This window comes from Hydrogenophaga laconesensis, assembly GCF_031457235.1.
In the GTDB taxonomy this organism is placed as follows: Bacteria; Pseudomonadota; Gammaproteobacteria; order Burkholderiales; family Burkholderiaceae_C; genus Hydrogenophaga; species Hydrogenophaga laconesensis.
The window spans coordinates 60,241-72,785 of sequence record NZ_JAVDWE010000010.1; the positions used below are offsets into that span (position 1 = coordinate 60,241).

A 12,545-nucleotide genomic window follows, 5' to 3' on the forward strand; every position below is an offset into this window, starting at 1 on the left:
ATTGTAGGTGGCAGTGATAATGCCCCTGCCATGGAAATCGTTACCTTCCTCATCGACTTCATCCTGCATGTGGACCAGCATCTGCAGACATTCGTGCAGAACTACGGCGCCTGGGTCTACGCCTTGCTGTTCCTGATCATCTTCACCGAGACCGGTGTGGTGGTCATGCCCTTCCTGCCGGGGGATTCCCTGTTGTTCGTGGTGGGAGCGCTGTGCGGTGCGGGGCTCATGAGCCTGCCGCTGGTGATGGTGCTGCTGGTGATCGCCGCGATCCTGGGGGACCAGACGAACTACACCATCGGCCGCTATTTTGGTCCCAAGGTGTTCCAGTGGGAGAACTCGCGCCTGTTCAACCGCAACGCCTTCAACCAGGCGCATGCCTTCTACGAGAAGTACGGTGGCATCACCATCATCCTCGCGCGCTTCATGCCCTTCATCCGCACCTTCGCGCCCTTCGTGGCCGGTGTGGCCGAAATGACACGCACCAAGTTCACCGCTTTCAACGTGATCGGTGCGCTGATCTGGGTGGTGGGCCTGACCGGGGCCGGCTACCTGTTCGGCAACCTGCCGTGGGTGCAGGAAAACCTCAGCATGATCATCTGGGCACTGATCCTTGTGCCGGGCCTGATCGCCATCTACGGCGGCTGGAAGGCCAGCCGCGACGCCAAGCGCGGCAGCGCTGCCTGAGCGCCACCGCGCCTGGCTTCAATGCCTGGCGCCCAGCAGCAGCCGGTTGTCTTCCAGCTGACCAAGCACGCCACTGTTGAAGAGCAGGTAGGCCGGTTGCGATGCGCGGGTCCGTGCCACCCCCGCCACCGGCGTGTCGAAGTCCAGCACGTCGGATTGCCCGCCGCGCGTGAGCGCGCTGCCCAGCACGTTGGCGTCCGCGATCGCGCTGCCATCGCTGCTGTTCGTCGCGTAGCGGCCATCGCCCGTGCCCGGCAGCATGGTGGCCTGGCGCGCATAGAGCCGCATGCCCGAGCTGCTGGCATCGGGCTCGCGCAGCAGCACCAGAGGCACCGGATTGCCCGCGACCATGCCGGCCACCACCGAGCCGATGGCGGTGCCGCCCGATGTCGGTGTCGAGGGGCAGCCCGCACCTCCGCAGGTGGAGGTGAGCATGAGTTCGTAGGCGTTGCGTGCCGCGTTGTATTGCAGGTAGCCCTTGGTCGCGGGTGAGCAGTTGGCTTCGTAGAGCATGAAGCCCGGTGGCGTGGATGTGGCCTGGCAAGTCTGCCAGGTGCCGGCGTTGCGGATCTTGCCGGTGCCGGCCCAGGTGGTGAGTGCGCCGGCGGCGCTGTAGTCGGTACCGACGGCGTTGAAGTCCGCCGCGATGGTGTTGAAGCCCGCGCCCGCCGTGGTGTTCACGAAGGTATCGCGGAACGCCAGCAGGGGCAGATGGCCGCCGCCGCTGGCCGCGGCGACGCCGCCATGCACCAGCCCGCCCGCGCTCAGGGTGAAGACCGCGCCGTTTTCCGCGCTGGCGTAGCTGCACTGGCCCTGCGACAGCAGCGTGCCGGTGCGTTGCGTGCCGACGGGGCGTTGCAGGCTGGCGTCGATGGTGATCGTGTAGGCCAAGGTGGCCGGGTCCAGCTGCATCGTCAGCTCCTCGCCCCGGGTGTTGCCGCCCTTGTAGCTGGTGGGTGCACCGGGCAGGTGGCTGCAGGCCAGGGGGTCGCCCACTTCGGTGACGCAGCTGAAGTTCATGGCCGCGTCCAGGCTGCCGCTGCCCCGGTACCGGGGATAGGCCGGGTACTCGCACAGCGGACGTGTGCGGCCGTAGGTTCCGGCCACCGCGTCGAAAGCGGTCACCGTGGCAGGGGCCAGACCGCGCTCGACCCAGTTTTCCAGTGCGGCGAGCGAGTCCCAGTTCGGGATGAACACGCCCGTACCGTGCCCCATGCCGGGCACGGTGTAGAAGCGGATGCCCGCGTCCACAGCAGGCTGCCCCACCGTGGCGACCACACGCTGGTAGTAGTCGATGGTCGAGTTCGGGCTGATCACCTCGTCGGCCAGACCGTGCAGCATGATCAGGCGGCCGCCACGCGCGAGAAAGGCCGAGAGGTCGGGGTTGGTGGCGTCGGTCTGTGCCGAGGCGGCCTGCACGTGTGCCGTGTACATGCCGGGGTCGAGCGGATCAAAACCGAGTGAATCGAACGACGCCACGCGCGTGACGAAGTACTTGGCCCACTGGTCGCCAGTGACGTACATGTTGGCGTCGGCCGACGTGGCGGGGTTGCCGGGCGCCGGGCGTGTGCCGAGGTCGCGCGAGGTGTAGGGCCCGGCCACCAGGGTGCCCTCCAGCAGGTTGTAGCCGCCGGCCCGCGTCACGCCGTTGGCCAGTGTGTAGGTGGTGAACTCCAGCGGCGACTCGATGGCGCGCACCGTGTCGAGCTGCGCGTCGGACAGGCAGGTGTTGCCAGTGTCCAGAGCGCCCGGGCAGCGCAAGGTGTTGAGCACCTGCGTGTTGAGCAGGCGGCAGCTCTCCACGTTGCTCACGATGCCGTCGGCCGCGCCGTCGAGCGTGTCGCAGGCGGCCATGGCGGTGCGTTGCACGAGCAGGGTCTTCGCCACGTTGAGCCAGCCCGCACCGCCGTTGAGGTACAGCGCACGGCCCACGGCGATGTTGCTCAGGCGTGTGCCGCTGTAGTTGAGCGCCGGTTCGTTGGCGATCACGCCGATGTAGTCGGCCGGCCAGCGCTGGATGTGCGCGAGTGCGTCCCGGCCGCCTGTCGATGTGCCGAGGAAGTACGCCTGTTTCGGTGCACTGCCGTAGCGCGCCTGCACGAGCTTCATGGCCACGTCGTGTGTCTTCTTGAGTGCCAGGCCGCCGTAGTTGGCCAGGGCTTCGTCGTTGGTGGCGAAGGAGCCGTCGGTGATGCTGCTGCTCTGGTGGCCACTGTCGTCGCCGAAGGTGGCGTAGCCCAGCGCCAGTGGCGCGGGCTTGTCGGGTGGGCCGAAACGGATCTGTTCTGTGCCGTCGATCAGCCGCCCGTTGAAGCCGCCACCGCCGAAGTGGATCGCCTTTTCATTCCACGTGGTGGGCAGGTTCACGGCGAATGTGATGTCCGGCGCGCTGGGGTCGACCGGCCGGATCACGCCGCGCACCTGGCAGTGGTCACCCAGGGTGCCTCCGGTGAGGTACGTGGCCGCCGTGACCGAGGCGCCCGTGGTGGGCAGGCTGAGTTCCGCCGCCGCGAGCGTGAAGCCATTGAGGGCGGCGCAGGCTGCCACCGGGTCGACGGGCGGTGTCACCACCGGTGGTGTTTCGCCATCGTCGTCGTTGCCCGATGCGCTGTCGGACCCACCTCCGCCGCAGGCGGCGAGCAGCACACAGAGCGAGGCACAGGTGAACAGGGAAAGGAAGGGGCGACGGGCATGCCCCGCGCGGTGCGAATGTCTCATGTCGTTGTCTCCGTTGTTGTCCGCCGCGGCATGCGTGGCGCCGCTGGGTGGGCGGACGATAGGGAGACATCGGGTGAACGTCAAATATATGAAATATGTGATTTCAATATCTTCTGGGTATCAATATGGGCTCATCCAGGCTTCCGCCACCCTGTGCGGGGTCGGGTTTGGCTCAATTGATAAGTAGGCGTATCATTTTCCGAAACGCGGGGCCATTCCCGCACGCGAGGAGACATGAACGCACCGCAAACCCTGTCGCGCTGGCGCGAGCCCGGCACCAGCCGGGTGCCCTTCTGGGCCTACACCGATCCGTCCCTGTACCAGCGAGAGCTGGAGCGCCTGTTCTACGGCCCGCACTGGTGCTATGTCGGCCTGGCAATCGAGATTCCCAACACCGGTGACTACCGGCTGAGCTGGATCGGTGAACGCCAGGTGATCATGGTGCGCGACCGCATCGCACCGAAGGACCGTGCGACCGACCATGGCATTCGCGTGGTGGAAAACCGTTGCGCCCACCGGGGTGTGCGCTTCTGTCAGGCCCCCATGGATGGCCAGACAGGCAACGCCCGCAGCTTCGTCTGTCCCTACCACCAGTGGACCTACAAGCTCAACGGCGACCTGGCCGGCCTGCCGTTCAAGGACGGTGTCAAGGCCGACGGCCCTGAGGGCGACTGTGTCCATGGCGGCATGCCGGCCGATTTCGACATTGGCAAGAATGGCCTCACCAAGCTGCGCGTGGCGGTGTTGCACGGCATGGTGTTCGCCACGTTCAGCGAAGAGGCCGAGCCCTTCGATCAGTACATCGGGCCGCAGGTCATGCCCTGGCTGGACCGCATCTTCCAGGGGCGCCAGCTCCAGCTGCTGGGCTACAACCGCCAGCGCATTCCAGGCAACTGGAAGCTGATGATGGAGAACATCAAGGACCCGTACCACCCTGGCCTGCTGCACACCTGGTTCGTCACCTTTGGCCTGTGGCGTGCCGACCAGAAAAGCCGCATGGTGATGGACGAGAAGGGCCGCCACGCGGTGATGATCTCGCGCCGCAACGACGGTGGCGCGAACAAGGTGGTGACCGAAGGCGTCACCAGCTTCAAGGCGAACATGGCGCTCAACGACGCGCGCTTGCTCGACGTGGTGCCCGAGCCCTGGTGGACGGTGGACGATCCCTCCAACCCCGGAGCGACCATCACCCCCACGGTGACGATGATCACGCTGTTTCCCAGCCTCATCATCCAGCAGCAGGTGAACTCGCTGTCGACACGCCACATCGTGCCGCGCGGCGCCGGTGAGTTCGATTTCGTCTGGACGCATTTCGGCTTCGCCGACGACACCGAGGAAATGACGCAACGCCGCCTGCGCCAGGCCAACCTGTTCGGGCCGGCTGGCTTCGTGAGTGCCGACGACGGCGAGGTGATCGAGTTCAGCCAGGACGGCTTCAAACAATGGGGCGAAGAGGGTGCCACGCTGGTGGAACTGGGCGGGCGCGAAGACGACGTGGGTCAGCCGCCCACCGAGCACATGGTCACTGAAACCCTGATCCGTTCGATGTACGCCTACTGGAAGAAAGCGATGGGGATTCAGTGAGACACCCCCGCCGCGCTCTGCGCGACCCCCTCAAGGGGACGGTGCTGGCGGCCCGGCAAAGCCGGTTCCACGGCACCTCTTGAAATGACACGGTCTTCTCTGGATGAACCACCCATGACCCCCATAGTTGATATGGACCTGCAGAGCCTGCTGCTGCACCACGCCATCGACCGCTTCAACGCGGCCTACGCCGCTTCGCTCGACGAGCGCCGCTTCAACGAATGGCCCGAGTGTTTCGTGGAGGACGCGCGCTACAAGGTGCAGGCCCGCGAGAACTTCGACCGCAAGCTGCCGCTGGCGCTGATCGCCCTGGAGAGCCAGGGGATGATGCGCGACCGCATCTACGGCACGAGCCAGACCATCTACCACGGCCCGTACTACACGCGGCATGTGGTGAGCCCTGCGCGTGTCACCCATGCGGGCGCCGGCACGGCGGACGACCCGATCCGCGCCGAAGCCAACTACGCGGTGTTCCGCACCAAGCCCGGCAGTGTGAGCGAGGTCTATCAGGTGGGTCGCTACATCGATGCGTTCGTGCACACCGATGCCGGCCTGAAACTGCAGAGCCGGCTTTGCGTCTATGACAGCGAGATGGTGCTGAACTCGCTGATCTATCCGGTCTAGATCTGCCGGTTGCGCGCCAGCGGCGGGTTCTTCGAGAAGTAGGAGACGATGCCGCGCACCAGTGCGTCGGCCAGCTCGTCCTGGTACTTCGGGTCGTTCAGGCGCTTCTCTTCGTCCGGGTTGCTGATGAAGGCCGTTTCCACCAGCACGCTGGGAATGTCGGGCGCGCGCAGTACGGCGAAGTTGGCCTGTTCCACCTGAGGCTTGTGCAACCGCCCCACGCGCTTGACGTGGCCCAGCATGGCTGTGCCGAGCTTGAGGCTGTCGTTGATCTGGGCTGTGGTGCTCATGTCGAACAGCACGCGCCGCACGTTCGCGTCGGCCGTCTTGGTGTTGAGACCCCCCACCAGGTCGGCCGCGTTTTCCTTGTCGGCGATCCAGCGCGCCGCTGCGCTGCTGGCCCCACGCGTGCTCAGTGCGTACACGCTGGCACCTTGTGGCCGGGCGGTCATGAAGGCGTCGGCGTGGATGCTGATGAACAGGTCGGCCTGCACACTCTGGGCCTTCTGCACACGCACTTGCAGCGGCACGAAGAAGTCCTTGTCGCGCGTCATGTAGGCGCGCATGGGGTTGCCGTTGACACGCGTCTCGTTGATGCGGTCGCGCAGCTTCTGCGCGATCTGCAGCACCACACGCTTTTCCTGTGTCCCCCCGGGACCGATGGCGCCGGGATCTTCGCCGCCATGGCCTGGGTCGAGTGCGACGATGATCAGCCGCTCGGTCTTTCCCTTGCCGCCGGGGGGCTGCTTGGCGGGGCTGCCACGGGACGGCGCCTCGGCCACCGCGCTCGGAGCGTCCTCGGTCTGTACCTGGGGCGGCTGTGCCGGGTTCGGGCTGGCGTTGGGGCTGGTCGCAGGTCGGGTGGTGCGCTCGCGGCCCGCGATGAGTGCGCCCAAGGGGTCGTCCTCCGGCCGAGCCGGGCGGGTCACCTTGTCGGCCTCCAGGCCGAGCAGGCGCGCCGCACGTTCGCTCGCCGCGTCCATGTCCTTCATGTGCTGGGCGATCAGCTGGTCCACCGGTTCCGGCGGGTCGGCCGGGTACAGGTCGAATACCAGGCGGTGCTGGTAGGCCGCCACGGGGTCGAGGCTGAACACCTGGGGCTTGATCGGCTTCTTCAGGTCGATCACCAGGCGCACCACATTGGGCGCGTTCTGGGCGGCACGGATGCCCGCAATGTTGGGGTCGTCGGATTTGAGTTTGCCCACCAGCTCGCGCAGGCTGGGCAGCAGGTCGATGCCTTCGATGTCCACGGCCAGGCGCGGCGGGTCGGGCACGAAGAACTGTTTCGCTTTCAAGGCTGCATCGGACTCGATGGTCACCCGCGTGTAGTCCTCTGCTGGCCAGATGCGCACAGCGACCACGCTGGCGCCCCGTGCGATCTGCTGCGCGCCGAGCAGCAACACCAGCGAACCGGTGCGCAGAAGGGTGCGGCGGCTGAGATCGCTGCTCATCCCAGCGCCTCCAGCAGGCGTTGTCCGGTGTCGGTGAGCGCCGTGGCCCGCACGGTGCGCCGCGTGTCGTCGAGGTCGGTTGATGCGTGAGATGTCATGTCGTCGGGTTGGATGTCGATCTCCATGTCCACCACCGGCAGGAATTCGCCGGCGCGCTCGGGCCATTCCACGAGCTTGAGGCCCGGGCTGGCGAAAAGTTCGCGAAAGCCGGCGTCCTCCCACTCGCGCGGGTCGTTGAAGCGGTAGAAATCGAAGTGCCAGATCTGCAGCGGCTGTCCCTCTGGCATCGCAGGGGAATCGGCCGCACTGTGCGGCTCCACCACCGCGTAGGTGGGGCTTTTGATGCGCCCGCGCACGCCCAGCGCCCGCAACAGGTGGCGCACCAGCGTGGTCTTGCCAGCGCCGAGGTCGCCTTGAAGCGTCAGCGTGGCGTGCGTGATGGCGGGAGAGGCGGCGAGGCGGGCCGCGAAGGCCTGGGTGTCTTCTTCCGAGGCCCATCGGCCCTGCCAGCCGTGGCCGGGGGACGCGGTGCCCGCAGGCACCGGTGTGGTTCCTACAATCGGTCTTCCATGAAGTTCGCTTTTGATGCCGCTCAACTCGTCTCGCAGATACAGGCTTGGGGCCAGGAGCTTGCATTTTCCCAAATTGGCGTCGCCGGTGTGGATTTGTCGTCCGCTGAACCGGGTTTGCAGGCCTGGTTGTCGGCTGGATGGCACGGTGACATGGCCTACATGGCCGCCCATGGCATGAAACGGGCCCGCCCGGCCGAGCTGGTGCCGGGCACGCTGAGCGTGATCACGGCGCGCATGGACTACCTGCCGCGTGGCACGCCTCATGACTGGCAGGCCCATGAATTGCAGCGGCTCGAGCGGCCAGGCGAGGCGATCGTGTCGGTCTATGCGCGGGGCCGCGACTACCACAAGGTGTTGCGCAACCGGTTGCAGGCGCTGGCCGAACGCATCCAGGGCGCGCTGGGGCCGCTGGGCCACCGGGTGTTCACCGATTCCGCGCCCGTGCTCGAAGCCGAGCTCGCCCAGCGCAGCGGTCAGGGCTGGCGCGGCAAGCACACGCTGCTGCTGCACCGCGAGGGCGGCTCCATGTTTTTCCTGGGCGAGATCTACATCGATCTCGCCTTGCCACCCACGGAGCCCGTGTCCGAACACTGCGGTGCGTGCAGCGCCTGCATCGACATCTGCCCCTCGCAGGCCATCACCGCGCCCGGTCGGCTGGATGCAAGGCGTTGCATCAGTTACCTGACGATCGAACATGCCGGTCCGATTCCGGACGCGCTGCGGCCGCTGATGGGCAACCGCATCTACGGCTGCGACGATTGCCAGCTGATCTGCCCCTGGAACAAGTTCGCCCGCCGCAGCCCGCTGCCCGATTTCGATGCCCGCGAGGGCCTGGGCGGATCGACGCTTGGCGAGCTGTTCGCCTGGAGCGAAGAGGAGTTCCTGCGCCGCACCGAGGGCAGCCCGATCCGCCGCATCGGCCACGAACGCTGGCTGCGCAACATCGCGGTGGCGCTGGGCAACGCGCTGCGAGCCACGCAGGACGAAGCCTTGTTGCGTGTGCTGCAGACGCGCGCCGACCACCCCAGCGCGCTCGTGCGCGAGCACGTTGCCTGGGCGAGGGTGCAGGCCACGGCGCATTGATCGTCAGGCGTCCTCGGCCACGTTGTCCTGCAGGCGGTCGAGCAGGGCGAGGAGGGTGGCGCGCTCGCTGGCACCGAGGCCGGCGGTCATGGTTTTCTCGAAGCGCACGCGGTGCTGCTGCATCTTGCGCTGCAAGGCCTGGCCTTCGGCCGTCACGCTCACGCGCTGGCTGCGCCCGTCGTCCGGATCCGGCCGGCTCTGCAGCAGGCCGCGCTCGTGCAGGCCTTTCACGATGCGCGCGATCTGCGCCTTGTCGCGCGCCGCATGCTGCACCAGGTCGCTCTGCGTGGCGCCGTCGTGGTGCATGAAGTAGGACAGGCAGCGGATCTCCATCGGCCCCAGGCCTTCGCCCTCGAGTCGCACGGCGTCCTGCAAATGGCGCCGCAGGCCGTGCATGAGCGCATGCAGGCGGTCCAGCACCTCGGTGTTCGCTTGTCTTGTCATCGTGGGGTGTCCATGTTGTTGACAGTGTCATCCAATCAAGGCATGATAGTTGTCATTATCAACCAATACGAATCATGAACACAAGCACCAACTCCTCACTTGCCGTGGCGCGTGTGCGCCACGAGATCAAGGTGCGCCGCCTGCGGGTGCAGCGCATCGAGCGCGTCAGCCCCCATTTCCTCCGTGTGCGCTTCTCGAGCGACGCCCTGCACGATTTCGTCAGTGCCTCGTTCGATGACCATGCCAAGCTCATGCTGCCGGCGCAGGCCGGTGCTCCGCTTGTGCTGCCGCAGCCAGGCCCGGATGGCCTGGCGCTGCCACCCGGTGCGGAAAAACCCGCGATGCGCGACTACACGCCACGCCAGTTCGACCGGGCCGCCGGCACGCTGGACATCGAATTCATGTTGCACGGGGAGGGCATCGCCTCCAGCTGGGCCGAGTCCGCGAAGCCGGGCGACGAGGTGGGCCTGGGCGGTCCGCGTGGTTCGTTCGTGGTGCCCACGGGGTTTGACTGGCATCTGCTGGTGGGCGACGAGTCTGCCTTGCCCGCGATCGCCCGGCGCCTGGAAGAATTGCCTGAGACGGCGCAGGCCATCGCTGTCATCGAGACCGCCGATGCGCGGGACCGCCGTGAGCTGACCAGCCGCGCGAAGCTGCAGACGCACTGGGTGCAGAGCGGGTCACCCGATGCATTGGCACAAGTGGTGCGGGGCCTGGTGCTTCCCGCGGGCGAAGGCTTCGCCTGGGCTGGGGGCGAGGCGGTGAGTATCGCGGCGGTCCGCAAGGCGCTGATCGACGGGCATGGCCTCGACAAATCCCGCGTGCGCGCTTCGGCCTACTGGAAGCGTGGCAGCGTGGGCCACCACGAGACACTGGGTGACTGACGCTCAGGCCGCGTAGCGCTGGCGCAGTTCGCGCTTGAGCAGCTTGCCGCTGGGATTCTTGGGCAGGCTGTCGGTGAACACCACGCGCTTGGGCGCCTTGAACGTGGCCATGTGCTGGTTGCAGTGCGCCAGCACCTCGGCCTCGGTGAGCTGCAGGCCGGCCTTGACCACGATCACTGCCGTCACCGCCTCCACCCATTTCGGGTCGGGCAGGCCGATCACCGCCACCTCGCTCACCGCAGGCAGCCGGTAGACCATTTCCTCCACCTCACGGCTGGCCACGTTCTCGCCGCCGGTCTTGATCATGTCCTTCTTGCGGTCGACCACCGTGATGTAGCCCTCGTTGTCGATCACCGCGAGATCGCCGCTGTGGAACCATCCACCCTCGAAGGCCGCGGTGGTGCGGTCGGGGTCGTTGAAGTAGCCGAGCATGAGGTGGGGCGATCGGTGCACGATCTCGCCGACCTCCCCCACGGCCACGTCGCGCATGTCGTCGGTCACCACGCGCGTCTCCACGTTGATCACCGCCTTGCCGCAGGAGCCTGGCTTGCGCAGCTGGTCGTCCGGTCCGAGCATGGTCGCCAGCGGCGCGATCTCGGTCTGACCGTACAGATTCCACAGCCGCACGGCCGGCAGGCGCGAGGCCAGCTCCTTGAGCACCTCCACCGGCATGATGGACGCGCCGTAGTAGCCCTTGGCCAGGCTGCGCAGGCGTGTCTCGTCGAACGCGGGCGAACGCAGCAGGGCGATCCACACCGTCGGTGGCGCGAAGAAGCTGGTGATGCCGTACTTCTCGATCAGCGCGATCAGGTGGTCGGGCACGGGCTTCGAGGTGATCACGTTGCTGCTGCCGATGTAGATGGCCGGGCCGAAGAACACATCGAGTTGCGCGCAGTGGTACAGGGGCAGGGCGTGCAGCGCGTGGTCGCCTTCGGCGATCTCGGCGTTGATCACGCAGCTCACGTATTGCCACAGCACGGCGTCGTGTGTGAGCATCGCGCCCTTGGGGGTGGACTCGGTGCCGCTGGTGTAGACAATCTGCGCGAGGTCGTGACTGGTCAGGGTCACGTCGGGCAGGGGGTCCTGGCAGGCCGCGAGCTCGTCGAAGCGGTGCATGCCCGCCACCGGTTCGCTCGGTTCCTCCGAGGGCAGCCAGATTTTCTGTTCCACCCGGGTGTCCAGTGCCGCCGCAGCGTGCGCCAGCTCGGCCAGGCCACTGTCGGTCGCGAGCGTGCGCGCACCCGCGTGGCGCAGGATGTAGGCCACCTCGTCGGCCTTGAGCATGAAGTTGATCGGCACCATCACCGCGCCCCTTCGGGCGAGCGCGAAGCGCAGGGCGGCGAAGCCATGCGAGTTGCGCGCCAGCACGGCCACCTTGTCGCCCTGATCCACATCGATGCGCGCCAGGCCCCCTGCCAGGCGGCTCACGAGGGCATCGAACTCGGCGTAGGTCCATTGGGTGTCGCCACAGACGATGGCGGCCTTCGCAGGCAGCCGCAGCGCGGTGCGGCGCAGGGCGTCGGCAATGGTCTGGCGGCGCACCACGGGGTGGATGCTGGAAGCGGGCATGGTTGTCTCCTGGGGCGGAATCGTTTCGGCGGATTCTGACCGCCTCTTCGACTGCATGCTGTCACATTTGCCATGGCCTGTGCAGCTGGTGTGGAGGGTGCCACGGCTATCATGGCCGCATGAATCCGGTGAACGCCGCGCACGACACGATGGGCCGTTGGAGGCGCAGCCTGCGCGCGGCCTGGCGCACCTGGTGGCACACCCTGTTTGTCGGCGCACAGATCCTGGTGCTCGCCCTCTCACCCGCCAGTTACCGCGAAGGTGCACACCGCGAGGCGGTGCTCACCAGCCTGTACCGTGCCACGGCGCCCCTGCTCGCCTGGTTCCTGGTGCTCTCCGCCCTGGTCAGCCTGGTGCTGATCCGCATCGTGGTGGCGACGGCCTACAGCTATGGCCTGTCGCAGTACGCGCTGGAAGTGCTGGTGCGCACGCTGGTGCTGGAGCTCATCCCGCTCTACGTGGCCATGTTCGTGGCCGTGCGCTACGCCATGCCGGGCGCGCAGGAGGTGCGCCGGCAGCTCGCGCTGCAGCAGCGCGAGGGCCGGCTTCCTGAGCGGCAATCGCTGCTGGTGGACCAATTGCTGCCGCGCGCGCTCGGCAGCATGTTTTCGGTGATGCTGCTGGCTGGCCTGAGCTCGGTGGTGGCGCTGGTGCTGACCTACCTCACCGTGTACGGCTTCTCGCCCTGGGGCCTGCCGGGCTACACGCGCGCCGTGGGCGGCGTGTTCTCCCCGGCCGTCACGCTGATCTTCAGTCTCAAGACGCTGTTCTTCAGCCTCGCGGTGGCGGTGGTGCCATTGGCCGCCGCCGCCCTGGCCGATGCCGATGGCCGCTACAGCCGCCGCAGCGACATGAGTGAATTCGCCCGCCTGTTCTCGGTCGTGCTGATGATCGAGGTGGTGTCGCTGGTCGGCAACTACTACTGACTC

The 12,545-nt window shown here is 67.0% G+C and carries 11 protein-coding genes; 6 read left to right on the forward strand and 5 right to left on the reverse strand.

The window, feature by feature from the left end; all coding sequences use genetic code 11:
• Window positions 1-30 precede the first annotated feature (30 nt).
• Window positions 31-687, forward strand: coding sequence for a DedA family protein (locus tag J2X09_RS17250; RefSeq protein WP_204732116.1), 657 nt, complete (start codon window positions 31-33; stop codon window positions 685-687).
• Window positions 688-705: 18 nt separating this feature from the next.
• On the opposite strand, the gene J2X09_RS17255 is transcribed toward J2X09_RS17250, so the two are convergent.
• Window positions 706-3,405 carry a tannase/feruloyl esterase family alpha/beta hydrolase gene (locus tag J2X09_RS17255; protein WP_204732115.1) on the reverse strand — a complete coding sequence of 900 codons (2,700 nt, stop codon included), beginning with the start codon at window positions 3,403-3,405 and terminating at the stop codon, window positions 706-708.
• Window positions 3,406-3,639: 234 nt separating this feature from the next.
• Between J2X09_RS17255 and J2X09_RS17260 the strand changes: the two genes are divergently transcribed.
• Together J2X09_RS17260 and J2X09_RS17265 are read left to right on the forward strand one after the other, a co-directional pair.
• Entirely contained in the window at window positions 3,640-4,989 is a 1,350-nt protein-coding gene (locus J2X09_RS17260; protein WP_204732114.1) for an aromatic ring-hydroxylating dioxygenase subunit alpha, read from the forward strand.
• Between the two features lie 114 nt (window positions 4,990-5,103).
• On the forward strand, window positions 5,104-5,613 hold the full coding sequence (locus tag J2X09_RS17265) for an aromatic-ring-hydroxylating dioxygenase subunit beta (RefSeq protein ID WP_204732113.1): 510 nt from the start codon (window positions 5,104-5,106) through the stop codon (window positions 5,611-5,613).
• On the opposite strand, the gene J2X09_RS17270 is transcribed toward J2X09_RS17265, so the two are convergent.
• Both J2X09_RS17270 and tsaE read right to left on the reverse strand, forming a co-directional pair.
• Window positions 5,610-7,064 carry an N-acetylmuramoyl-L-alanine amidase gene (locus J2X09_RS17270; protein ID WP_204732112.1) on the reverse strand — a complete coding sequence of 485 codons (1,455 nt, stop codon included), beginning with the start codon at window positions 7,062-7,064 and terminating at the stop codon, window positions 5,610-5,612. The genes J2X09_RS17265 and J2X09_RS17270 overlap by 4 nt on opposite strands.
• Window positions 7,061-7,606 carry a tRNA (adenosine(37)-N6)-threonylcarbamoyltransferase complex ATPase subunit type 1 TsaE gene (tsaE, locus tag J2X09_RS17275; RefSeq protein ID WP_310308873.1) on the reverse strand — a complete coding sequence of 182 codons (546 nt, stop codon included), beginning with the start codon at window positions 7,604-7,606 and terminating at the stop codon, window positions 7,061-7,063. Before tsaE ends, J2X09_RS17270 begins: the two co-directional genes overlap by 4 nt.
• A gap of 27 nt (window positions 7,607-7,633) precedes the next feature.
• On the opposite strand from tsaE, the gene queG reads away from it, so the two are divergent.
• The gene (gene queG / locus J2X09_RS17280) at window positions 7,634-8,719 is read left to right on the forward strand and encodes a tRNA epoxyqueuosine(34) reductase QueG (protein ID WP_310308875.1); all 1,086 of its coding nucleotides are present in this window, start codon (window positions 7,634-7,636) and stop codon (window positions 8,717-8,719) included.
• Between the two features lie 3 nt (window positions 8,720-8,722).
• Here queG and J2X09_RS17285 read toward each other — a convergent pair whose 3' ends face one another.
• The gene (locus J2X09_RS17285) at window positions 8,723-9,163 is read right to left on the reverse strand and encodes a MarR family winged helix-turn-helix transcriptional regulator (RefSeq protein ID WP_204732109.1); all 441 of its coding nucleotides are present in this window, start codon (window positions 9,161-9,163) and stop codon (window positions 8,723-8,725) included.
• A 74-nt stretch (window positions 9,164-9,237) separates the two neighbouring features.
• Between J2X09_RS17285 and J2X09_RS17290 the strand changes: the two genes are divergently transcribed.
• Window positions 9,238-10,047 carry a siderophore-interacting protein gene (locus J2X09_RS17290; RefSeq protein WP_204732108.1) on the forward strand — a complete coding sequence of 270 codons (810 nt, stop codon included), beginning with the start codon at window positions 9,238-9,240 and terminating at the stop codon, window positions 10,045-10,047.
• 3 nt (window positions 10,048-10,050) lie between these two features.
• Here the strand turns inward: J2X09_RS17290 and J2X09_RS17295 are convergent, their stop codons facing one another.
• Window positions 10,051-11,616, reverse strand: a complete 1,566-nt coding sequence (locus tag J2X09_RS17295) for an acyl-CoA synthetase (RefSeq protein WP_204732107.1) — start codon at window positions 11,614-11,616, stop codon at window positions 10,051-10,053.
• A gap of 119 nt (window positions 11,617-11,735) precedes the next feature.
• On the opposite strand from J2X09_RS17295, the gene J2X09_RS17300 reads away from it, so the two are divergent.
• Window positions 11,736-12,542, forward strand: coding sequence for an ABC transporter permease (locus J2X09_RS17300; RefSeq protein WP_310308879.1), 807 nt, complete (start codon window positions 11,736-11,738; stop codon window positions 12,540-12,542).
• The last annotated feature ends 3 nt before the right edge of the window (window positions 12,543-12,545 follow it).